The sequence below is a fragment of the Paenibacillus sp. 19GGS1-52 genome (assembly GCF_022369515.1).
Classification (GTDB): domain Bacteria; phylum Bacillota; class Bacilli; order Paenibacillales; family Paenibacillaceae; genus Paenibacillus_AQ.
Genome location: NZ_CP059724.1, coordinates 2,946,425 through 2,970,685, shown reverse-complemented (window position 1 = coordinate 2,970,685; position 24,261 = coordinate 2,946,425). Strand labels below are relative to the sequence as shown.

The window sequence follows — 24,261 nt, the reverse complement described above, 5'->3', positions numbered from 1 at the left end:
TTCTTTTTTAGCTACACTGGAAGCTTTACCTCTTTCCCAGTTCGCGCAGATTCATAGCAAGCCAGAATCAGATCTACTGACTTCCTTGCTTCTTCTCCGTTTACGGCAGGCTCTCGTCCTTCGTGAATGGCTTGAATCATGTCATCTATATAATAATAGTGCCCAGCAAAAGAAAGCTGCTGCGGATCACTGCTGACCGACAAACCTAAGGTATCTGCAATGAAAGGAACCGATTCCGGATAATCGCGAAATACCCATTGCCGGAAACCCTCGTCACCAAATTCCACTGTCCCTTTATCTCCATGCAGCTCGAAGCGGGTTTCCTGTCCAGGGTAGACCGATGTAGTGGCCTGAATCACACCGAATGCGCCACTGCGAAATTTCAGTGCCACCACAGAGGTGTCCTCTACGCTGATGCGATGAATCAGGGTATCGGAATAAGCAAATACCGACTCCACATCGCCCAGCAAATACTGCAGTAAATCCACTCCGTGAATCCCTTGATTCATCAGTGCTCCACCCCCATCCAGCTCCCAGGTGCCGCGCCAGCTTCCACTGTCGTAATATTCAGGACTACGATAATATTTTAGAAAAGCATTGCCGATCAGGAGACGTCCCAGCTTGCCAGCTTGCAGCGCCTCTTGGGTGTGCTGTGCCGCAGGCATCAATCTCCTCTGAAAAACACAGCCCAGCTTCACCCCATGACTTCGGCAAGCCTTGATCATGGCGGACATTCGGTCCTCCCGAATATCCAGCGGCTTCTCGCACAACACATGTTTGCCTGCTTCTGCACAGGCGATGGCAATCTCACTATGTGTTCCGCTTGGGGTACAGATACAGACAACATCGATATCCGAACGAAGCAGCATCTCCCGATAATCGAGATATTTACCCACATAGGAGCTGTCTCCAAGCAGAACGTCGATAGGAGTGAGATCACGACTGCTAACAGCAACCAGTTTAGCCGCTGGATGATTCAATATAGCTTTTACATGTTGACGGGCAATAGCACCAGCACCTACGATAGCGAAATTAAGCGCATCCGGCATATCTTTAGACATTAGCGACTAGCTCCCCCACCTGCAGCTTCCGGCAACGCAATCCACTTAAAGGTTCTATTCGGTCCTCTGGATCTGTTGGCGTTCCTGGGGGTAGCGGAATCCAGACGACAGCTTGTGGTGCGGAGCCCTGCACGGTTAGCTGATAAGGGAGAATCTCTGACATACCCGTAATGCGGATTTGTCTACGGGCATGGTCCCACCGTTGGATTTCTTCAGTGGTCCAGAATACAAAACCCTGCCTATCCGCTTCCTTCACCAGCTTACGGAACGCATTTCTGACCGCTTCGTGGCCATGAATATGCACCGGATGGAATAGGAAATGAGCGACGCCTTCAACACTGCGTATCTGCTCCAGCAGTGGAGTAATGATGCTGCTGTCAGACCATGAATTCAATAAATCCATATCCTGAGTGAGAAAGCCGATCTCCATCAAGTTGTATAGGCGATTCTGTTGATCATGCTGTGCCATCGGTACATAGGGATGACTGGAGCCGAATAAGAAACCTACATTTCCGCGTTTGGACGGACCCCGAGTTTGATCACATCGAATACCCCGTTTTTCACACCACTCAAACAGTTCTCCCCATCCTTCGAAACGAGTGTAATGATTCTTATTGGTAGTCACTTGGTCCAGATCTGCCGCAGCGGTTAACCAGTCAAACTGTCTGTCAAAAGCAGTCTCGCTCCACTCTCCATCCGCTTCAGCCAGGGCATTATAATGCAAAGCCAGCTCATGGCCCGCTTCCTTGATCCGGTCGTAAATCTCTTTGCTATATCCCGGCTCCAGCATGCACCAAGTCGAGGAAATTCCACATTCCGCATGAAGCGCAAGCGTTGCTTCCGCATGAACATCCTCATTAAGGTCGCTATCCAGAGAAATCGTAACCACTCCGTTTATTCCATCCGGCCAATAACCCACGAACGGCAAGGTTTTTCCCTGAGTCAGCGCCAGTTCCAGCAATTCCTGCTTGATCTGATTCCGCCAATAATCAGCATATGGAATTGCAAAATAAGGAGCACCCGTTTCTGTCGTCCGTCGATCCCATTGCCAGTCCAGCTCAACTCGGTCGTCAGCCTTCAGAATTCCGTCATTCACAGGAGCTGATCCGTCCGGAGCGGGAATTCCATCCGCCAGAATCGGAGCCGAGCCCTGCTGCATCTCCACGACTGTTCGCAGTACATCTACCGACCAGCGGATGAACTGTCCTTGACCAATCGTAAAGATTTGCTTCAACGGTCCAATGACCGTTCCCGTGGGCTCGTCAATGTGAATCGAACCCACTTCACGCACCGGCAGCCCTTTATTCGCGGCACTTAACCAGGGGATCGCACGGAGAAAACGCAAGGGACTAGCCTCCTCGCCATTAGAATCTCCCGTTTCGGCATACCCGGCTCCAAAGTGCCCGGTTAGGGTACAACCCAGCCGCGGAGCCCAGCCCTGCAATCCACCATATGAGATCAGTACGCCTCCTTTTGCCATGAAATCCCACAATTCAGGAAGACGAGCGTCATCGTTGGCCACATGTGCAGCAATCACGATGTCGTACTGGTGATATTCCGAATGATGGACATCCGTCAGCACATCAAAAGGAATTCCTGCGTAGCTTAATATTTCTGCAGCGTAACCTCCGAAAACGTTGACGCTGTATTTCCAGTAGCGTTCCGCCTCCTGTTGATCCATTAATATGCCAACTTTTGCCATTATCATGTGATTCATCCTTTATCTATGACATTAGATTAATCCTACCATTATCGGTATCATACTTGTATCTTAATGACCTTTCTATTACAATAAAACAATAGTAAATAGCTTGCGGAATAGAAGCAGAATGGATGAGACATTATGAAACGAGAAAATCAATTTCGATATACAAGACTCGCTGGCATCCTGCGTGAGCAGATCCTGTCCGGCTATATCAAACCGGGGCAATATTTGCTATCCGAGAATGAATTATGCAAGCATTATGAAATGAGCCGCACATCCGTGCGTAAATCGCTGAACGAACTGCTGCAGGAAGGGCTGATTGTCAAAAAGGTCGGTCAGGGCACCTTCGTTTCACCTGACTTGGTTGTTGAAGAGAGCCAGCGCAAGATCCTGCGCATTTGGGGCGCTATGCCCTCATATTTTGCGGATTCCTGCATCCAATCTATCATCGAGGTGTTCCACCAAGACAATCCTAATGTGGAAGTGAAGTTCATCGGAATGCCCTCCAACGATTTCTGGGAATCCGTCCGTTCCAGCAAAGAGCAAGGTATGGAAACCGACCTGCTCTATATGACCGATACTCATTTTAATGAAATCAATCTGGAGGAAGCCTTCTTGGATCTTCAAGAAGTAATGGCTCCAGCCCTACCCGATCTATACCCATCACTGATTGAAGCTTGTACCCGCAACGGAGCTTTGATCGGTGCACCGGTTACCTTCTCACCGATTTATCTGGTTTATAACCCAGAGCTATTCGACAAATATGGAGTTAAGCACCCCGAACCCAACTGGACACGGGACGATTTCCTGGAAGCAGCGAAGCTGTTGACCCTCGATACGGATGGTGACGGCATCGTCGATCAGTACGGATTCTCCATGTCATCGAATTCAACACGCTGGATCGTTCTGGCACTGCAGAACGGAGTGAGCTTCTCTCAACCCTTTCAACAAGAACCTTTACGAGAGACACTAACCTTCATTCACGATATGTTGTACCGTCACCGGACGGCTGTTCTCAATCAAAGATCCAGCTTGATTGCCGACGCCTTTCTTCATCACAAAGCCGCCATGGTTATGACCAGCGCCATTGAGCTGGCTGGCTGGCAGAATGAATCCTACACAGTGCCTTATAAAGTGGCCTCCCTGCCTTTTGGTGAACGGAAGGAAACACTGCAAATTGCCAATATGTTCATGATCCCGGCGGATACGCAGAATCCGGAACTGGCGGCACGGTTCATCCAGGCTGCGCAGTCACCGGAGATTCAAGAGATGAATGGAAGATCTGCCAACTTCCTCTCCGTTCTGGAATCCGTAAATGAGATGCTATGGGACTCTTCTATACTGAAATCGATCAACCTGCAGAGCGATACATCAGCAAGCTGTCGATTTCTGTCGCAACTGATGCCAGATCCGCTTGTTCTGGAACTATTGGAAGAAGAAATGGGTTTGTTCTGGAGCGGACTTGAATCGCCTGCTCTTACTCTAGATCGGCTACAGACACTAGCTTACAAGCCTCAATAAATCAGGATGGTCTCATCCGCTGATTGCAACAGGCAGGCCACTTTCTCTGCTTTCATTCGCCGCCTCCAGGAAACGGATGATTTCTTCCGTTTCCTCTGGAGCGATCGGTGCTACACCGGACCGAACCATCTCCATAATCCCTTCCATCAGCCCTGCATAGTAGGGCTTTTCGTATGCATAGACATCGGCAAAAACGGTCTGTTTCTCCCCATGGATCACAGCTCCAAACTTGTTATTCCCCTTGCGATTTCCCCGAATCGTACCGATTCGTCCATCTGCCCACACCCCTTGAACGAACTCATGATCTTCATTCGTGTAGGCGCTCACCTCTTTACAGCCCGTACCCATCGCCGCATAAAGCATCTCAGCGGCATGAATTCCGTACCAGAACAGGCCAGGTTGGGTCGCCTCAAGCTCCATCGGCCCGTAGCAATCCGCTCCGATGACCTTCCCCGAATCGACACTCTTGATGTGCGCAAGTGCCTGCTCGAAACCTTCCGCATAACGCAAGGGAGAGCAGCTCATGAATAACACCTTATGCTCTCGCGCTAGGGCACTAATCTCCCGTGCCTCCAACGAATTCACAGTGAACGGTTTATCTACAAATATCGGCTTGCCGAACGGGGCAATCCTCCGGAACTGCTCCAGATGTACCCGGCCGTCCACGGACTCGATCAGAATTACATCTGCTAGTTCTGCCACTTCTTCTGGAGAGGAGACGATCTGTACTCCGTACTGTTCTCTCAACAGGTTGGTATAGCCCTCTACTCTGGAAATACTGAGATCAAAATCTGGAGAGCCGCCCGGAAAGGCTACCGTAATCTTCGCACCCGGTGTATGGTAAGGATTCAGCGGATCGCCGAGCAGCTCGGCAAAAGCCTCCACATGGGATGTATCGCAGCCAATAATGCCGAATTTCAACATATTCTTCATCCTTTTTGTTCTGAAATGTTCAGACTGCGGTAGACCTTAATGATCCCGGCCGCGATTTCTACAGCATCCTGTTCGGTTAACAGGGGACTGATCGGTAAGTACATAGTCCTCGGCATAAGGCTTACTGCATTCGGACATGAATCCGGCGTGTAGATGACTGGTTTGCGGAACGGATAGGCAAATGGCGATCCCTTCACATCGGCTGTTCGCTGATGCAGCAACTGAGGAAGCATAAATACCGGTTTGCCACCATACAGAGGATACACTTGGATATTCTCTGCATACAAGTACTCCATGAATTGATTAGCAATTGCAGCATTGGGCAGAATCATTCCCAGATGAGACCCTGTATAACCCGTCGAATCTGGTTCCACACGAAACTTAATACCCGGCAGTTCCGCTGCCAGCGTCTGTTGAATCGCGATGTAGCGAGCACGCATCACTCCAAGAATTCCGTTCAGACGCTTCCATTGCTCTACCAGCACACCGCCCGTTACCTCGCTCATGCGATAATTTTGTCCAACAAATGCGTTCTCCTCATCATCCGAGACAATACCATACCGTGATTTCTCCCGAAAACTGCCCTGATCATGATAGCGAACCGCCCGTTCGAACAAGTTGGCATCGCGTGTGATGACGGCTCCACCTTCGCCTGCAGTCAGTACTTTGTTCATCTGGAAACTCAAGGTGCCTATATCGCCGATAGTTCCAGCGAAACTCCCCTTATACGTAGCTCCGCAGGATTGAGCGATATCTTCGATTACAGGAATTCCCCACTTCTTGGCAATGGACTGAATCGCGTCCATATCACATAGGTTTCCTAAGATCGGAACCGTTATAATAGCTTTAACTTCATCGTCCTCACATAACTTATCAATGCTTTCAGGGCTGATATTCAAGCTATCGTCCACATCTGCAAAGACTGGGACAGCCTGGCTGCATACCACAGCTCCCGGTGTTGCCAGAAACGTATTGGCTGGTACTATCACTTTATCTCCGTAGCCAACACCCAGAGCTTTCAGTGCTACTACAAGGGCTGCCGTCCCGGATGTGACCCCTAATACGTAAGGGATTTCGGCATACGCGGAGATCATGTCTTCCAGTTGCTGAACTGCATAACGCATATTCGGTCCGTAATAGCGGAAGGGGGATTGATCCAGTACTACTGCCCCACTGGCCTCTGCTTCCTCCTGCCCCAACATCATTCCTCCGGGATATGCCGGTGGCATCGGCTCAGAACGTGCGGGTCTACCTCCGTCGACTACTAACTTTTCCATCTGTCTACACTCCCTTTATACGGATTGCCGCGCTAATTATTAATTGAACATAGTAGAGATCAGGAATAAGATGCGTTCAACCCATCTAGGTGAACATGTGCTAGCCTGACGGGCTAAACGCATCTTTATTTCAAACCAGGTTATTTCGTAATTATTGCTTCTTCCATACCGTAGTTTCTGTGCCTTTAAGCTGCTCGTTCACTTCTTTAATAATGTCATTGCCACCGCTGCTCAAGTAAGCGTCTTTGATCTTATCCCAATCTTCCAGCGGGGTTTCACCAACCACGATTTTGGCTTCCTGGGCATACATTTTTTGTTCAATATCAAAACCTTTTTTGGTGTAGGTCTGGGAGAAAATTCGGTTAAATGGATTTACATAGTGCTCGTATTTCGCATCCAGCGTTTCGATCTGTGAGATCAGATCTTGCATTTGAGGGGTGGTATACGTTTTGGAATATTGGTTATCACTATCCTTGGCAGGCCACATTGCACGATCCGGCATATACCACCAAGGCATTAAACCATCTGTAGATGGAGTAATGGCAACTACACCATTCTCTAACGTATAGCCCGTGCCTTCTCCACCATACATCCAGTCAAAATCGGGAGAAGAGCTGTTACGTTCTTCCAGCGGAGTGAATTTGCGGCCATAATCCAGCATCTGCATAATGCGATCTACTTTGTCCGGGTCATCTACCAATTTGGCATTCAGCGTAGCAAGTCCATAATACCCACCTAGTGCCGTTAGACCTTGTGATCCATCTGGAGCCAGAAACGGTGGAAGTGGAGCTAATTTGGCAGTTGGCACCGCAGCAGCTAGAATCTTCATACCATCATCACCCATACCTCGCGCTGTACCCGTGTAAATACCAGCTTTTCCGCTCCAGAAATCCTTAGCGGAATCAACAACGTTAGTAATAACTGGAAAGTCCTTCGTTATAGCGCCTTCTTTGTACAGGTCTCGCAGCCAGCCGATCATTTCCTTCCGTGCTGGAGCAACAATGCCTGGAATCAGATTCCCTTGATCGTCCTTGTGGTACCACGAGCTGGCATCCCAATAGGCAGATGGAGTATAGTTCGGCCAGAAACCACTTGACATTACCAAGCCATAAGTATCATCCTTGCCATTCTTGTCAGGGTCATTCTTGGTGAAGGCGATAGCAACTTGCTTCAATTCGTCCAGAGTGGTTGGCATTTTCAGACCGAGATTGTCCAACCAATCCTGACGGAGAATGATATGTGAGTTATAAGTGGAAGGATAATAGCGCGGGATTCCCACAATCTTGCCATCTACCTTCATAGCGTCCCAGACATCGGCAGGGACATTTTTAAAAGTTGGATACTTGTCGATATATTGCGTCACATCCAGAAAAGCACCTTGCTGCGCCCAGGTTTTGAACCCTTGTGCCGGATCTTCAATCATCATAATATCCGGAGTATCTCCCCCTGCGACGGTTGCCGACATTTTGGCAGCATAATCAGCATAAGGTACCAGCTGTGGCTTATAATCCACATTGAATTTTTCGTTAATCATTTGCAGCGCTTTGCCATCTAGAGGCGCAGGATCGGAGAAACTGTAATCCATAGTGGTGATCTCAATCTTCTTCGCAGCCGGGTCTGAAGTGCTGGCAGGAGCCGCAGTTCCCTCTGCCGCTGGGGATGATGACGCTGAATTTGCTGAATTGTTATTGTTGCTTGAACATGCAGCTAGAATCGTTGTGGTCATAGCGACGGTTAACAGTACGCTGAATAGTTTTTTCATTCTCTCCTACACCTCTTTTATATGATTTAATTTCCGGTTACTGCCTAACCTGACTGACACCCACTTCATGATTATCCGTGTTCCAACTTAACCCTTAATGGAGCCAATCATCACCCCCTTGGCAAAATGCTTTTGCAGAAATGGATACACTAGCAGAACTGGAAGCGTCGCTAGCAGAATCGCAGCCATCTGAATAGACTCTGGTTGTGGCGGATTTTGCATCATCACTGATCGCCCTAGCGTAGCGGTTGGCTCGTTGATGATTACAATTTGGCGGAGTATGACCTGAATTGGCCATTTGTGAGGGTCATTGATGTAGAGGATGGCATTAAAATAGCTGTTCCAATAATCCACCGCATAGAATAGGCCAAAAGCAGCCAGCGCTGGTTTCGAGAGAGGAAGGATGATGCGGATGAATATCTGCATAGGATTGGCCCCATCCACTACACCAGCTTCCTGAATCTCATTCGGAATATTTTTGAAAAACTGCCGCATGACAATCAAATTAAAGCTATTGATGACATTCGGCAGAATTAAAGCCCAGATCGAATCTCGCAGACCCATTGCCTTCACAACTAGATAAGATGGAATCATGCCTGCGCCGAACAGCAGGGTGAAAGTGACCATGAATAGCAACACCTTCTGACCATAGATCTGCTTGGTCAAGCCATACGCCATTGTTGAAGTGAAGAGCAAGTTGCATACTGTGCCAAGCCCTGTAATGTAAATCGTAAACAGCATCGCCCTGCGGAAGGATTCGGAATTCAGAATATAACGGTAAGCGCTGAAATCCCAGTGCTTCGGCCAGAGCAGAAACCTGTTCATGGTCAAGTCCTGCGAAGAGGAGAAGGAAATAACGATAATGTAATAGATGGGAAACATCATGGCAGCACTCAATAAAATAAAGAATATCGTAATCCCAAGGTCGAAGATTCGTCCCGATTTGGTTCTGTAATGCATACAAGTCCCCCCTCAGAGTTAATATAGCCCGTCTTCTCCGAATTTTTTGGCGGTACGGTTAGCACCCATCACTAGTACTAAGCCAACCAATCCCTTGAATAAGCCTACGGCTGTAGCAAAGCTGAAATCGGACTGCTTGATGCCTTTAAAATAAACAAAGGTGTCGAGCACACTCCCTACTTCCATGTTAAATGGATTCAGCATCAGGAAGATTTGTTCAAACCCGCTGTCCAGCACACTGCCAATCCGTAGAATCAGCATTATGATCACTGTGCCTCGAATGGCCGGCATCGTGACATGCCATAACTGCTTCCAGCGGTTTGCTCCATCTACGATAGCCGCCTCATACAATTCCAGATTCACACCGGACAATGCTGCGAGAAACAAGATCGTTCCCCAGCCCACTTCCTTCCAGATGACCTCACCGATAACCAACGGATAGAAATAACTAGTGTTGGTTAGAAACGGAATAGGTTCGATACCGAACCATTGCTGCAGATAATGATTGATCATCCCTTCATTCTTAAGCATAAGAATCACCATGCTGATGACCACAACCCATGACAAGAAATGCGGCACATAAACAACGGACTGGATCGAGCGTTTGAAGACCTGATTCCGCACCTCGTTCAGCAATAGCGCAATAATTAACGGCGCCGGGAAAGCGAATAGAATTTGCAGGAACGACAGCACCAAGGTATTCATGAGTACATGAGCAACTTCGGGATCAGAGAAAATAGTCTGGAAATGCTGGAATCCAACCCACTCACTCTTCATAATGCCTTGAAAAGGATTGTAATCTTTAAACGCAATGATCAATCCCAGCATCGGTATGTAGCGGAAGATGAGGAAAAATAGTAATCCCGGAAAAATCAGCAGATAGTAATGCCGGTCACGCCAAATTCTTTTTCTAAAAAAGCCTAGGGGTTTCGGTTGAGCAGCTTTGAGTATAGGAGCGCTATCGACAATATTCACTTTCTCACCTCTCCAGTTTGTACGGCTAGCCCCTGTTCACACGTTCAACATGGCTATAACCAGCAATCAAATTTAAAAGCTCTTTTAGTTACAAGTACCATACCACTATCTTATTTCTTCGTCAATACATGTATGTAATATTTACTAACATTTCATCTCTGTAACCGTGTTGTGGATAGTTTTTTTGATTGATCTGTTATGTAACTTAACATGTACGGTTCGTGTAAGCGTTCTCTAAAATGGTCAGACATTCCCCTTCCTCCAAGCTTTGACGTGCTATCGGGAACAGTGACAGTTTCTGTATCAGTCTCACTGCTCCCTAAGCACATTTCTAATCCATTTCTTAAGACATGCCCTTGCGGATCAACTCTGCTGCATATGCCGTTAGAACTTCCGCATTGCCCGGAACGGAGAAACACCAATCCTCACTCGTCTCATATCCACCTTGTTCCGCAAAGGCACTAGCAATTGGCACATACTCCAACGATGCATCCGTGTAAGCCATGACTATCGGTCTTGTATCAGGAAATTCAAACTGCAGTTGCAGCGAAGTCTCAATGAATATCTCGCCCGGCAGAAAAACAAGGGGAAGCTCACCCACCCCTAGGACAAATACTTTGGAAGGCATATTCTTATCCGGATAGCGTTCTAACAGCACAAGGCGCGCAGCTATGCTCATAAAATCATTATTATCAAACGACTTACCCGCGGACAGTGCCTCCTGATATTTGGCTACTTCTTGATCCAGCAATCTATTTAATTCATCGATATTGGGCAAAATCCGCAAAGTGGTACTCACTTCTCCGCTTACCAGCGACAAGCTCTGGACCCCCAGCCTCTGGGCTGTCGGGTAGCTGTCAAGCGCCGCTATCGCAATCTCATGAGCCATTCTCAGGCAATCCTCCTGCGGCTCACCTACTGTATATTTCCCCGGACTGATATTCCCTGCACAGCCTTGCAGGAACATACAAGTCCCACCGAGTTGGTGCTCCACCTCACTCGCAGCATAGCCAGGAAAGTCCCAATGCGCCTTCAAATAGTTATTATAAGTTGTGGCATGGCATGCGTAATGAATCAGGCTGCCCATTATCTGCCCTAGAGAATTTTTGAACCAAATACAAGAAACAACAGGGTCTATTATCCCTTCAGGTGAACTACGCAGCTCGTCGGATACCCCTCGACTCCAGCGCACCTCAATGCTGCCATCTGCCAGCCGCACCCTACGATTGCTTGCCACCTGCTTCGCCATACCTGAGGAATAAAATACATCAACAATAGACAGGGTGCGCAGCGCTTCCCTTGCCGCTTCCTCTGCCCCTTGCAGCACTCGCGCATAATAAGTCGAGCTCAGAAAGCGTACACCTCTTCTCCCGAGTACTTCTTGGGCTGCTGGATGCAGGAAGGGAGACGAATGTGTGTGTGTCGATTGAACGATGATGCAGGAATGCGGAATACCCGTGGCTCCGGCGATTGTCCTGCACAGATCCTCAATCACTTGCGTATATAGCGAAGTCGTATCCAACGTAACGATAACTGTTGCCTGTTCTTCGTCACGCAGATAGCACACCTTCAGTAAGAGCGGTGTCACGGCTTCTTCCAGCGGATGCTCGATAAACAGTGAAGTCGGTTCACCCTTTTCTGGCGTTATATCTGCCGTCCCAAAACCTACCTCCATTATTTTCTCCTCCTCGCAGGTATATCCAGCCTAATCAGATATTACTCCTGAAATGCTTAAATGTAAGGTTGTCATTTCCTCCCTCATACTAGATAATATAAATATTATACTAATTCAATAAGACTATCAGGGGGAACGATATCAATCATGAATACGCATGCTAAGTTCGTACTGAACGGCCGCCATATCCAGACTGGGCAGCCCCAACGAATTACACTGAATAATAGCCTTATTGAACAGATAGAGGCTCTGCCTGAGACAGATGAGATCTTACCCTGGATTGGACCTGGCCTTGTAGATTTACAAGTGAACGGATATGCCGGCTTTGATTTCAATACACTGACCCTATCCAGTGAAGAAATCTGCAATGTTGCCCTGAAAATTGCGGCGCTTGGGGTCACTTCCTTTTATCCAACCATCATTACGAACAGCGACCACACCTTGGAGAAATTACTTGGAGCGATATCCCAAGCCTGCGCTGAGCACCCTTGGCTCCACCGAATTCTGCGTGGCATTCACCTGGAAGGCCCATACATTTCACCAGAGAATGGGGTGAGAGGCGCACATGATAAACAATTCGTCAAAGCTCCAGACTGGGAGCAATTCCAGCGCTGGCAAACAGCAGCACGAGGAATGATCCAGATAGTGACTCTATCTCCGGAGTGGGAGAACGCGCCTGCCTTTATCGCTGAATGTGTTCAAAACAATATCGTGGTCTCCATTGGTCATACCGCCGCGACTCCAGACCAAATCAATAGAGCCGTAGCTGCGGGAGCCAGAATGTGTACACATCTTGGAAATGGGGCCCATCTATTACTGCCGCGCCACCCCAACTACATTTGGGAGCAGCTGGCCCAAGATGATCTGTGGCCGTGTGTCATTGCAGACGGCTTCCACCTGCCTGAGCAGGTGTTGAAGGTGTTTCACAAGGTGAAGCCGCACCAGTTGATGTTAGTTAGCGATGCCGTCTCTTTGAGTGGTCTGGCACCAGGAACGTACAGCAGCTTTATCGGCGGGAATGTTGTACTCACGGCGGAAGGGCGGCTTCACATGGCAGATAATCCCAACCTGTTGGCCGGATCAGCGCAAATGCTGCCTTTCGGAGTGGCGCATTTAGTAAGCAGTAATCTCTGTGAACTAGCTGAAGCCTGGGACATGGCTTCGACACGGCCAGCCTCGTTCATGAAGCTGCCGGAAGCCCGCGGACTCCAAGTGGGTGCGCCGGGCGATCTGGTTGTCTTTGACTGGCTTCAAGAGCAGTTCGTCATTCGAGAGGTTTATAAGGACGGTCAGCAGCTGACCAGCTCCAATGGATCGACACTCGACTCCCAATCCTGAATAGCGCTTGCGGCAGCTCCAATACACCCCGTGTAGGGAAAAAGTGTTGAGCGGACTAGCTGAACATGACGGTAGGCCGGCGGGGTCGAGCAGGCCGCCAATTCTTCTTCAATAATCGGAAACAAATAATCAGCAATCAGCATGAGTGGACCATCACAAATGATCAGTCTGGGATTGATCAGGTTGACTATATGACTGAGGGCACGGCCTATCACGCCCCCTGTCCGTCTTATATCCTGTTCGACGGCAGGGTTTCCTTTTTTCAGCTGTTCAAACAGCCAATTCATGCTATCTAAATTCTTCTCTCTTTCGCCTATCGGGTACAGTCGTTCCATGATTGCTGGGATTCCGGCAATGGCTTCCAGGCAACCTCGATTGCCGCAACGGCATAAAGGCCCCTGTGGGTCTATCACAATATGACCCAATTCCCCGGCCAAATTGCCTTCTCCACGGATCAGCGATCCGCCCATCACGATTCCACAGCCAACCCCATCCCCAAAAGAACAGTAAGCAAAATTATCAGCCTCTCTGCCGAATCCATGCCAAAGTTCTCCGAGTGCCGCAAGTTTGACGCTATGATCCAGACGAAACGGCACGCTCAGACGTGAACCTAAAAGCTCCGCAAACGGCACCTGATTCCATTGCAGATGGCTGGATTGCAGAACGACCCCCCGCTCCGAGTTCAACTGCCCAGGTATCCCAATATCGAAGCCAATCCACGCTGAGCTAGGATAACGCTCCAGCAATTGTTGCACTCCTTCACATAGTGCCTCCACCATCGATTCAGGAGAGGAATCTTGCAGCAAGGTTGTAAAGGTCTCCACTGGCTTCGCATACAGATCAGTCACCGCCCAATAAATAGCTGCCGAGCTGAGTGTAGCTCCAACGGCGTATTTATTGGCTGCGTGGAAGGCAATCATCACGGGCTTGCGACCTAACCCAATGGTAGTGCTAAGACCCTTCTCGTTGACGTATCCAGCAGCCATCAGTTCGTCAACTATACTGTTAATCGTATTTTTATTGAGCTGAAGCAGATTGGACAGCTCTATTCGTGTTGTCGATCTTAATTGCTTCAGCTGCCTGTATATCAGCATACGATTTACGTCTTTGGCCAACGTTGGCCCCCTGCCACGGGACTTCGCCATATCTCGCCTCCTCAACTTTTCATTTGTATGAACTACAAGAATTCCGGTAATTCTTCTTATTTGGTAAGAAAGAGGTTGAAACCCTATGTTCCCAGATCATAACCTCTCTCACATCATTGTACGCCGTCTAATCCTCCGCCACCATAATCACACTACTATCAGCGCTGATCTTCACTCTGCCCGCACCAACCTAGGAGGGTCCTCGCGTAGATTTCCACAAGTAAGGTCAGGCTATCGAGATCTACGTACTCGTCCGGAGCATGCGCATTGGCCCCCGAGGGTCCAAGAATCAGCGCTGGAGCTGTTCCATATTCATTAAATACGAAGGCATCGCAAGCAAACGGTGCTCCAGTCACTAGTGCTGGCTGACCAGTTGCGGCAGCGATTTCTTCAGCTAGCAGCGGAAGCAGTGGGAAATTCGGGTCTACCGAGCAGCCGGGAAGAAAGCGGATCATTCGCCGGAACTCCGGTTGTTGAAGTCCATTCCCGTAAGCTATGCCACAATAGCGTTCATAGCCCTGTAGAATCTCGTCCCGTAATTGTTCCTCACTCACTCCAGGATAACATTCCACCCAGATATCGACATGGCATTCAACAGGACCAACGTCACATAGCGGGGAATTCAAGTCGCCCGCCTCCAGCCGAGTGACGATAACTGGCAATAACTCCTTCTGTTCCTCGTACCATGGTGCCGGACCTCCGAGTCCACCTCGCTCAAGTTCAAAAGCTTCCAGAAACATAATGAAACGGGCGGCATCATTCGCCGGATTTCGAATGATCTCCCCACTAAATGATAAGCCAGTCGTTCCCCGGAAAGTGACGCGCCATAGCGCCCCCCCGCGCGCGGCAGGATAGAGTGCAAGATTCGTCGGCTCAGGAATGATCACCGCATCCGCGGTTACCCCTCGGGCACGGCCTGCTACCGTACCATTGGCCCCGCCAAATTCCTCATCAACAACGGATTCGATGCGCACATCGCCTTGCAGTCGAATACCCAATTCCATCAAACAACGGACAGCCATCAGCGATGCTGTCAATCCACCCTTCATGTCGAAGGATCCCAGACCATATAGCCTGTTATTCTCTACTCTCGGTATGAAGGGATCCGCGGTCCAGCCGGGAGCAACCGCCGCAGTATCGATATGACTAGAGAAGAGCAGTGATTTCCCTCCTCCCAAGCCCTTCCACACCGCACTTAGATTCGGACGATTGCTATAATCTTTGCCTGGATAATACGCCGGGTGTTCATGAAATCCTGAAACTTCTTCTGGATTGTACAGCTCAGCCTCTAGGCCTAGCTCCTCCATAATCCCCCGAAGTGTCTGCTGGCATTCCAGCTCCGTTCCCGAGACGACCCGATTGACGGTATCATGACGAATGAGCTCAGACAGGATGCTCTCCATCATTCCACGGTTCAGCCGTGTCCATTCCCGAATCAATGAAGGAATATCCCTTTTGCAATCTTCCATATTCATCCCTCACTTTCACCTTGGTCCCTAGATTAAGTTAAGGTGCAATCCGACTTGGTGTCGGCATATTCTTGTACCAATAACAGTCTACCAACCCCTGTTGTCCCTGGAACAAAAGCCGCTTCTCTTCAAGCTCCTCCAGGCGATCAATGACTCCGTCTGTATAACTGGATATCCGGTCCATTGCGGTATCCAGGCTCATTAACAACCCACCATATCTTAAATCCATAATATCCCATCCGAATGGCTTATTCACCAAATGCCAACGCTCCCTATGAAACAGCCGCAGCCCCTCAACACCAGCTTTGATTTGCGGCAAAATCACCCCTGCAATCAGCGCCAGCTCCTGCCTATTTCCGTTCAGATAGGCAGCTGTAATTTGCAGTCCTACCTCCGCTTTTAATGCTAACACACCACACAAGCGTTCAAGTACCTCGAATACAAAACCGTATTCGCCATTTCGAGTCGCGTAGAGAGCCATCTGCTCTTGAAGCTTGCTATAGTGACCCGCCATATCTAAACCACGCAAATTTTCGTCAAATAAGCCCATCATTACATTTTGCCACAACATATAACGGGAAGGGTTATAGGTCTCCAGATTGCCCGGTTGAATACCCGGAGGCTCATCCACATCCTTGATTGCCATGAAATCATCCATCCGTCCACCAGTACAATAGTAGAAACGACTGCGCAGCTTCTCTTCATCTAATTGCTCCGCATAGCCATGCTCTGCGAACAGCTGGAGCCCCAGCAGTGCAGAGAACCAATCGCATTCTGTACCGTCGTCTCCCCACAATGTGGCGATAATCTCCCGTACCCCTTCGCGCTTACATACGTTCAGGGCGGCGTTCGTCGTGGCGAAAGTGATTCCGTAATTCAGTACAAAACCCTTCCAGTTCCAAATCCCCCCAGCGAAGACCGGTGTTGAACCAAATTCTTTATGCCGCCGAATCCACTCTGAATAGAAATCTTCGTCATAGTTGTAATAATCCCAATAGACAAACTGGACATTCTTCGACATGCCTGCGATGACTTCATCGGAAATGATGCTATCACGATCATAATACTCGCCCTTAGCCGAGCCTGCTCGGAAGTACATATCGCTCCACATCATCGGCACCAATCCAAGTTTCTCTACGATCTCCATAACCCGATCCAGATGATCATTCATAATATCAAACTTCGTACGCAGTCCGTTCTTGACCAAATATTCGCCAAGGCCCAGCTTCCAGGCTTCGTCCATCCCGATATGGATACGCTTGGTGCGCACCGGCGCCGAAGCTGCGATCAACATCTGTTCCACGATTTCATAAGTCCGCTCGTGACCCACCAGCATGGTCTCATGATCGTCGCGGATGTCGGCGAATGTGTCCCACTTCAATACATCAGCCAGATGGCTTAATGTCTGGATACAGGGGATCATCTCAATACCGAACAGATCTGCGTAATCATCCAGCTCCCGGATCTCTTCCTGCGAATAGCGTCCTCTCATATAGCCGAAATAAGGCTGCTCTTTAACCTCATAGCTGTCCTCTGCATACAACATAATCATGTCCAAGCCCATCAGCGCCATCTTCCGCAAAAACACCTTCACAGAGTCCGGTCGGATCACCGCTCCCCCCTGTGAAACATCAAACATGGGCCCATTCATATCGAATTGGGGCTGTTCCTCAATCCTAAACAGATTTCCGTTCTGCAAAGCTTCCACTAGCAGACCCACTGCCCGAAAAAAATGAATTCTTTGACTGCATTCAATGCGCAGGAGATCTCCCTCAGCTTGCACCACAATCCGCTTGTCTTCGTGGCGTACAACCTCCACAACATGCCCATCCGGGGATAGCTCGAAGCCAGCCTCCGCCGCGATTTCCGCCAGCCCTTCAGTCAACCCTTCCAGGTCGCCGATAAAGTGAAACCGCATGTCCACCACTCCCAGACTCTTATATTTTCAATATATAGAATTATTGTTCTGAGTTATAAACACAAATAATATATCATTCCTGCTAAAATAGCGTCAACTACTCGTTATTCGCAATCATTGCCACGTGTATCAAAATATGCTTTAATAAAACTATTCAATTATTTTCAGTATATCGAAAAGGTGTGTGACTATGAAAAAACAATATAGCGTTCCAGCGTTGGAGAAAGGAATGGCCATCATCGAAATGCTGGCAGCTTCCAAGGACGCGCTTGGGATCACTGATATTTATGAAATAAGCGCAATCCCGAAGTCCTCAATCTTCAGCATCCTAAGCGAGCTAGTCAATCTCAATTATGTCATCAAGACCGACGAGGGCAAATATCAACTCACACTGAAGCTGTATAACATCGGTATGGAACGGCTCTCCAAGCTTGATATCCGGCAAGCGGCACGACCAGAGATGGAATGGATCGCTGAGAATATGCTGTTCACCGTACACCTAGCCATTCTTGAGAATGACAAGGCTCTCTATGTAGACAAGGTGAACGGCCCAGGCTTTGTCCGCTTCTCCACAGAGATTGGTCAGACCCAAATGCTGCATAATTCCAGTGTTGGCAAGGTATTGGCCGCCTATATGAGCGATGAGCAGCTGGAGCAAGCGATCCAGAAGCATGGCATGCCCAAGATTACCGAACATACCATGACATCGCTCGCGACTTTAAAAGTATTTCTGGAAAGTGTCAGAGAAAACGGTTATGCGATAGAGGATGAAGAAGGAGAAAAAGGTATCCGCTGCATCGCTGCACCGATCTTCGATCACAAAGGCAAAGCCGTTGGCGCGCTTGGCGTGACTGCACTTCGCAACGAGTTGCCTGACAATTCTTTTGCAGATTATGGAAGTCGGCTCCGTGATAAAGCATTGAACGTTTCGAAAAAGATGGGCTATATTTAGCCTAAACAATGTGATAACAGATTGCGGGTGATGATCTGCACCCGAGGGTCCACTCCCTGTGGCCGACCAAAGGTCCCTATTGCAGGAACAAGTCCAGGTGGAGCGCTGAGCCCCTCTGACCACCAGATCGTCCCCGCATTAAACACCCAGTTGTCATGAGGCCCGGGATATAGGACGGCGGCATGTCGTCCATGCTCCGGCTTCGGAAGATCCATATCGTCTGGCTGCGGCGTTCGAATCAGTTCACTCTCGGCCACGATTTCTAACCCGTCAATCTCTTTAAATGGCGCTCCGTGATACTCCCAACCCACCAATCCTGGAATACAATCCCCTTTCTTCATCCCTGTACCTGCGAACAGCCAATGGTCCGGCTTGGTGATTGTCCAATCTCCATATCCAGGGCCAAATGTGGAGGAGCCCATCAATGCCTGTTCATCAGTAAATCGCTTGGATCTGGCAAAAGATTGAAAGGAACGCCCCCCATCTTCACCATCATAGGGAATAATTTCATGATACAAGGTGTTCCCCGACAGGAAGAGTAAGCTGACCCCCGCATCTCTTGCGGTAAGCGCATTATCGTACATCTGGCGTGTCCAGTATTCATCATGCCCCACTGATATGAACACCCGACATTGCTCTGCCACAATCAGACCGCTATGAAGATCCAGATTGGAGCAGTAAGCGACATCATATCCCTCACTCTCCAGCCAATAAGCAAGAGGGAACTCCCACAGCAGAAATTCTCCCGAACCACACGATAACGGTGAATCTACAATCTGGCAATATTTCGTATAAGGACGATCAAAGCTAACCCGCACATTCGGCCCTTGATACCAAGGATAGGGTGACCCGTCATCATACAATGAGTTGACTCCAGGCCACTTATTGTAGGCTTGCCATGTCAAATCGCTAACCTGGACCATAATATCAGCGGGGCCACGCCGTTTCACGACAAAGATGATATAGCTTTGGGCAGGCTGCGAAGACTGTCTCGACAGCTTGGCCAGATAGACCCCGCTTGGCCAGTCTTCCGGGATGGTAAGCTGCATTGCAGTATCCCAATTGCAGCTTCGCAATCGTTCAATCGTCTCCAGCGGAACGGGTTGTATCTCTCCGTCCAGAGGTCCAACCTGGAGAAAATGCCGACCTCCTGTCCCTCCGTAATAACCTAAACGGTAGATATCGATCATAAAAGGGCCTGCCGGATTCAAGCTCACCTTAAAATCCAGCTGTTCCCCCGGATAGACGCTAGTAGCAGAAGCGAAACCTTCAATACTAGGCGAACGAAGACCCCGCAGCAGTCCATCGCCCTGCGAGGTTTCTGGATACTCGAACAAATAGTTCGTCAATTGCCAATCCAGCGTTCCCTCATGTCCATTTTCCACAATCGTTGCATTGGTCATGTTCGCTACCTCCCAAGTCTCTCTAAGTGCGGATATTCATAGCCTCCCGCTTTTGTACGCGCATGGCATCCCGTTCCTTCTCGGTAATTCGGTACATGGCGTCTCCAATGGTCTTCCAAGTCATCTCGGGATGCACCGCGCGGTAATCATTAGACTCTGATCCTCGGTAGCCCCAGACCAGAATTGTTCTGGCACCCGCATCATAGGCAGCATCTGTTGCCAGAACGATTTCTTCTTCCGTTCCTGGCTTCGTCCCATACCCTTGTATCCAAATATTATGATCCTTGTCGTGTTGGCGGCAAATTTCCAGGTTCTTAATGGTCGCATCATATACGAATGAATACGGATCGTTGACTCCATCCCAACCCCAGTAAGGGTCAGAACCGATATTCTGCAGATGCTCCAGGCTGGCGATTTCACCCAGTGTCCCCAAGTGTAGGCCATACGACTGCCCCAGCATTACACAGACGATATTTTCCATGCCCTTCAGACTGCTGTACGTCGTCACTTCGCTGAAATAGTTCACCAATGTCCAGACCCGAAAAGCTTCCGTCTCTGGGGTAAGCACTGTCGGCATCGGCTTGCCATAACGTTCCTCGAACAACTTGCGGCATACGTTGCAGTAGCAGGTCCAGACCGGCTCACTAGTACCTTTTTTCATAATCAGACGAGGTTCGTCCCAGAATATCTTGTTCCCGCCAATCTCCCTTACCGTATCGATCCACTCTTTAGTGAACTGACGAAATTCCGCACGATTCAGACATACATGCACTGGGTCCCGTGTTCCGTCAGAATAGATTTGATGACAGTCCGGATAATAAGCCAGAAAGTGCGACTTATCACCTGGCGGCCCCCCAATCCCCCAATTATCCACCCATACCTCAAGTCCATAGCTCTCGGTGATCGCGACAATCTCTTTCATCACGTTCCGATGTCGATCCCAGTCATTATGAGAGAACATATGCACCACCAGATTGAAGTGATGCTCTACGATATCAATCATATCTGCATGCACATGCTTCAATATGCGATTTCCATGATACGCGACACCTTTACGCAATGGATTCATGGATACTAACCTCCTCGGCAACCGTTATTTGGATGTTTCATAAAGAATGGCCCGGCAGGGTGCAGCGCACACATCCGGGATATTCAGCGGCAGTATCGCAAGCGTCCATGGTCCGCTTCCCGCCTCCCGCAAGCGCACGAGCGGAGCGGCCAGCAGCCGATCCTTGGCATAATAATGCGTAAGGAGTGGCATTTCGCCGCTAGTCTTACGTGGATCTTCGATGGAGGGTATATCCACCCCCAGGAGACTGACATCATTTTCGACAATCCAGTCCATTGCCCCAGCCTCGAAGAATGGGCAGGATTCAATATAGTCTGGCAGATTCCAGTGTGCGTCCCAACCCGTAGCAATCAATAGGGCATCCCCGGGTTCCAACAAAGCTCCCACCGCCGCCTCTAGTTCATCCGCACGAATCGGCTCGAGGGATGCCTTATCGGGTAGCTGTGCCACCCATGCTCGCAGCACCATACGTTCCAGACCAACATCACTCAGCTTCTCCCTATCCGCAAACAGATGGTTCGCTGTTTCCAGATAGGTACCTGCAAGGGAATGGAGTCGAAAGGCATGGCCAACATATCCATGAGTCTTCACGCTTGCCACCTGCTCGATAGCAATATCCGGAAAGGGCTCTCCGTAATTCCACATTCCGTTCTCCAGCTTGCCAGTCAGATCAAGCCACTTACGCATCTCGCTTCTTCCTCCTTCAAAAGGCAACCTCTTCTAAGTACTTCTGCATACCCTGATTAGATCAATTCCCCTAAGCCGCTGCGGTATCCAAGCAATGTCTCTCTTACCCGACGCTCATTCGACGGCAGCAGGGGAAGGCGTGTCTCAGCGCTCTTGAAGATCCCAAGATGGCTAAGCAGCGCTTTGGTCGTAGGAATCTCGTCACCAGGCCCGAACATATGAATAAACGGCAATATCGTCTGCGAGAAAATCTCGAAGCTCTCTCCACGTTGTCCGTTTGTGAATAGATCCCAACAGGCTTTGAAGGCCTCTGGATAGATGATTGGCGCAATAATCATATTGCCGTCTATACCCGCCTCGAAAGCACGGAAGCAGATAATATCATCGCCTCCAAATACGGCCAGAGATGGGTTCTGTTTCAAGGAGCGAATCTTATCCATATTATGATCTGTCATTTTGATCGCCTTAATTGCTGGGACGGCCTTAGCCAATTCTATAAGCTGTTCAGCGGTATAGAAAGTTTTGGTTGTCACCGGATTATCGTAGAATACGAGTTCCAGACCGGTCTTTAATGCCAGTTCACCTATATAACTTTTGACCATCTCCAGCGAGTTAGGAAAATAGTATGGACTCGGGACTAGCGCAGTGCGCACACCCGCATCGGCTGCTTCTTGACCGATCCGGATTGCTTCTAATAAATTCGTATGTCCCAGACCGATTACTACATGTTTGTCGGGGACACGCTTCGCGAAGTACTTTGCGATGCCGATTCTTTCTTCAGCCGTCAGTGCCGGTGCTTCACCGGTGCTGCCTCCAATCACATAACCCTCTAAATAAGCTGCTGTATAATCGATTAATTTGTCAAAATCAGCATATTCAATTTTCCCATCTACGAACGGTGTTGGAATGACAGGGATATTTCCTTTCATAATTCAAACCTCCTGAGTTTAGTTGCCCTAGTTATCATTAGGCATCATCATATATTTTCCGTATACTGAAAATACATTTACCTTATTGAATTATTAACAATATATCACTCTAAATCCCTTTCAGTCAACGATAAAAAAGGCTATCCCCTTAACCAGCCTGTTCGACTGTTAAGAGAATAACCCTTATTTGCTGCACCTAATTATTTAAATGCTTCACTACCTTGGCCCAAGCCGCCTTCGTATTTTCGAAATCCTGATAATGCTCTTCCACATGTGCATGATAGAAATCGAGCTCATTTAATATATTTTTAAATTCATTATTTCCAAAGTAAGCACAGATTTTCGGAAGAACAAGCGTAAGGTTCTCTCTCATTTTCATAATTTCCGCTTCATAATTATCTCTTTGCGTAATATACAGTAACAGTGGTTTGTATCGAATCCAACCGATCGTAGCTTTTAAGAATCTTTTCGTATTCATGTTGGAATCAGCTTTCATCGCCTTCAATTGATTGGGCAGCACACCCAGCAGCAAATGCTCATAATTCGAGAAGCCATCATGGAAGGTATAACATGGGACCTTACGAATATTCGCTTCAGCAATACAGGTGCTTAAGAACGTATCTTCACCTCTGGCTCCTGGCGGGTTGTAGAAAGGGAATATTTTATCAATCGTCTTCAGGTTAAAACCCAGATTAGCTCCCGATATAAACTTCATACCATTGACCTCTTCTACGACTTCCGTAATTTCACTATTCATCGTATCAAGATCCGCATAGGTAACTCCACCATCATCCATAATGCTTTTTACTGAAGCCCAGTTAATAATATCATTGCTGATCGACTCTATGAATAGGCGGAATTCATCTTCAGATAGCTTGTCGTTGAAGTCCAAATAAGGGATTGGTGAGATGTATCCACAATGATGTCCATGGGTCATATCTGCATGCTTAATATTATTGATGTGCGTAGAGATAACCTCTTGACCCTTCCAAAGCAGGCTATCCTTGATCTTAATATTCGCAATAGGGTATTCATCATCATCCAGAAAAATAAGATAGTCCATTTTATTCTTAATGGCAAAATATAATACAGCATTTCGTTTCATGGCATACCCTTCGCCAAAGATCAACTTAGCTTCTTTTAAGGTAATCACTTTTTTTTCCACTAAATATTGCGCTTCAGTGGCGATGGAGGAATTCCCCAAATAATAAGCTGAATCGACCATATCCAATATTTCTTCATCCGTGACTTTATAATCGCTCACTTTTGTACCTTTATACTTCAAATCATAGGCAACGAACAGGTGGAGAGCATTTTTTTTATTGTCAACCCGTCTGGATTCCGTCCAGTCATCAAAATAAGCCTTCACCACATTTTTGAAATTTTTGCGCCCTGTTACGAACCCAACACCTACATTTATTTTCTTTTTTGCAATCTTCATATGACTTCGCCCATTTCCGTCTTTATGTTCTATTACCCAAT

General features: G+C 48.4%; 19 protein-coding genes. 3 read left to right on the top strand and 16 right to left on the bottom strand.

Going from position 1 to position 24,261, the window contains the following annotated elements; translation table 11 throughout:
* Window positions 1-11: 11 nt before the first annotated feature.
* The gene (locus H1230_RS14115) at window positions 12-1,061 is read right to left on the bottom strand and encodes a Gfo/Idh/MocA family protein (RefSeq protein ID WP_239716302.1); all 1,050 of its coding nucleotides are present in this window, start codon (window positions 1,059-1,061) and stop codon (window positions 12-14) included.
* On the bottom strand, window positions 1,054-2,769 hold the full coding sequence (locus tag H1230_RS14110; protein WP_239716300.1) for a polysaccharide deacetylase family protein: 1,716 nt from the start codon (window positions 2,767-2,769) through the stop codon (window positions 1,054-1,056). The genes H1230_RS14115 and H1230_RS14110 overlap by 8 nt, the downstream gene beginning before the upstream one ends.
* 135 nt (window positions 2,770-2,904) lie before the next feature.
* Here H1230_RS14110 and H1230_RS14105 point away from each other — a divergent pair, with 135 nt between their 5' ends.
* On the top strand, window positions 2,905-4,287 hold the full coding sequence (locus H1230_RS14105; RefSeq protein WP_239716298.1) for an extracellular solute-binding protein: 1,383 nt from the start codon (window positions 2,905-2,907) through the stop codon (window positions 4,285-4,287).
* Window positions 4,288-4,299: 12 nt separating this feature from the next.
* Here the strand turns inward: H1230_RS14105 and H1230_RS14100 are convergent, their stop codons facing one another.
* From H1230_RS14100 to H1230_RS14075, 6 genes are all read right to left on the bottom strand, one after another.
* A complete protein-coding gene (locus H1230_RS14100; protein ID WP_345773420.1) occupies window positions 4,300-5,211 on the bottom strand; it encodes a Gfo/Idh/MocA family protein in 912 nt (303 codons plus the stop codon).
* A 5-nt stretch (window positions 5,212-5,216) separates the two neighbouring features.
* On the bottom strand, window positions 5,217-6,497 hold the full coding sequence (locus H1230_RS14095) for a DegT/DnrJ/EryC1/StrS family aminotransferase (RefSeq protein WP_239716294.1): 1,281 nt from the start codon (window positions 6,495-6,497) through the stop codon (window positions 5,217-5,219).
* 151 nt (window positions 6,498-6,648) lie between these two features.
* Window positions 6,649-8,259 carry an extracellular solute-binding protein gene (locus H1230_RS14090; protein WP_239716292.1) on the bottom strand — a complete coding sequence of 537 codons (1,611 nt, stop codon included), beginning with the start codon at window positions 8,257-8,259 and terminating at the stop codon, window positions 6,649-6,651.
* 87 nt (window positions 8,260-8,346) lie between these two features.
* Complete coding sequence (locus H1230_RS14085) at window positions 8,347-9,219, bottom strand: carbohydrate ABC transporter permease (protein WP_239716290.1); 873 nt, start codon at window positions 9,217-9,219, stop codon at window positions 8,347-8,349.
* An 18-nt stretch (window positions 9,220-9,237) separates the two neighbouring features.
* Window positions 9,238-10,188, bottom strand: coding sequence for an ABC transporter permease (locus tag H1230_RS14080; RefSeq protein WP_239717318.1), 951 nt, complete (start codon window positions 10,186-10,188; stop codon window positions 9,238-9,240).
* Between the two features lie 349 nt (window positions 10,189-10,537).
* Window positions 10,538-11,869: a hypothetical protein gene (locus H1230_RS14075; RefSeq protein ID WP_239716288.1), complete on the bottom strand. Its 1,332-nt coding sequence runs from the start codon at window positions 11,867-11,869 to the stop codon at window positions 10,538-10,540.
* A gap of 147 nt (window positions 11,870-12,016) precedes the next feature.
* Here H1230_RS14075 and H1230_RS14070 point away from each other — a divergent pair, with 147 nt between their 5' ends.
* On the top strand, window positions 12,017-13,207 hold the full coding sequence (locus H1230_RS14070; RefSeq protein ID WP_239716286.1) for an N-acetylglucosamine-6-phosphate deacetylase: 1,191 nt from the start codon (window positions 12,017-12,019) through the stop codon (window positions 13,205-13,207).
* On the opposite strand, the gene H1230_RS14065 is transcribed toward H1230_RS14070, so the two are convergent.
* The 3 genes from H1230_RS14065 to H1230_RS14055 form a co-directional block, all read right to left on the bottom strand.
* Entirely contained in the window at window positions 13,159-14,352 is a 1,194-nt protein-coding gene (locus H1230_RS14065; RefSeq protein ID WP_239716284.1) for an ROK family protein, read from the bottom strand. The genes H1230_RS14070 and H1230_RS14065 overlap by 49 nt on opposite strands.
* Before the next feature lie 158 nt (window positions 14,353-14,510).
* Entirely contained in the window at window positions 14,511-15,827 is a 1,317-nt protein-coding gene (locus H1230_RS14060; protein ID WP_239716282.1) for a M20 family metallopeptidase, read from the bottom strand.
* Between the two features lie 31 nt (window positions 15,828-15,858).
* Window positions 15,859-17,739 carry a beta-N-acetylhexosaminidase gene (locus tag H1230_RS14055; protein WP_239716280.1) on the bottom strand — a complete coding sequence of 627 codons (1,881 nt, stop codon included), beginning with the start codon at window positions 17,737-17,739 and terminating at the stop codon, window positions 15,859-15,861.
* Window positions 17,740-17,929: 190 nt separating this feature from the next.
* Here H1230_RS14055 and H1230_RS14050 point away from each other — a divergent pair, with 190 nt between their 5' ends.
* Window positions 17,930-18,691, top strand: a complete 762-nt coding sequence (locus H1230_RS14050) for an IclR family transcriptional regulator (RefSeq protein WP_239716278.1) — start codon at window positions 17,930-17,932, stop codon at window positions 18,689-18,691.
* Here the strand turns inward: H1230_RS14050 and H1230_RS14045 are convergent.
* From H1230_RS14045 to H1230_RS14025, 5 genes are all read right to left on the bottom strand, one after another.
* Window positions 18,688-20,094, bottom strand: coding sequence for a N,N-dimethylformamidase beta subunit family domain-containing protein (locus H1230_RS14045; RefSeq protein WP_239716276.1), 1,407 nt, complete (start codon window positions 20,092-20,094; stop codon window positions 18,688-18,690). The two genes, H1230_RS14050 and H1230_RS14045, sit on opposite strands and share 4 nt — an antisense overlap.
* Before the next feature lie 22 nt (window positions 20,095-20,116).
* A complete protein-coding gene (locus H1230_RS14040) occupies window positions 20,117-21,163 on the bottom strand; it encodes a hypothetical protein (protein ID WP_239716274.1) in 1,047 nt (348 codons plus the stop codon).
* A gap of 24 nt (window positions 21,164-21,187) precedes the next feature.
* Complete coding sequence (locus tag H1230_RS14035; RefSeq protein ID WP_239716272.1) at window positions 21,188-21,850, bottom strand: cyclase family protein; 663 nt, start codon at window positions 21,848-21,850, stop codon at window positions 21,188-21,190.
* A 56-nt stretch (window positions 21,851-21,906) separates the two neighbouring features.
* Window positions 21,907-22,779, bottom strand: a complete 873-nt coding sequence (locus H1230_RS14030; protein ID WP_239716270.1) for a dihydrodipicolinate synthase family protein — start codon at window positions 22,777-22,779, stop codon at window positions 21,907-21,909.
* A gap of 196 nt (window positions 22,780-22,975) precedes the next feature.
* Window positions 22,976-24,220, bottom strand: a complete 1,245-nt coding sequence (locus H1230_RS14025; RefSeq protein ID WP_239716268.1) for a hypothetical protein — start codon at window positions 24,218-24,220, stop codon at window positions 22,976-22,978.
* Window positions 24,221-24,261: the final 41 nt, after the last annotated feature.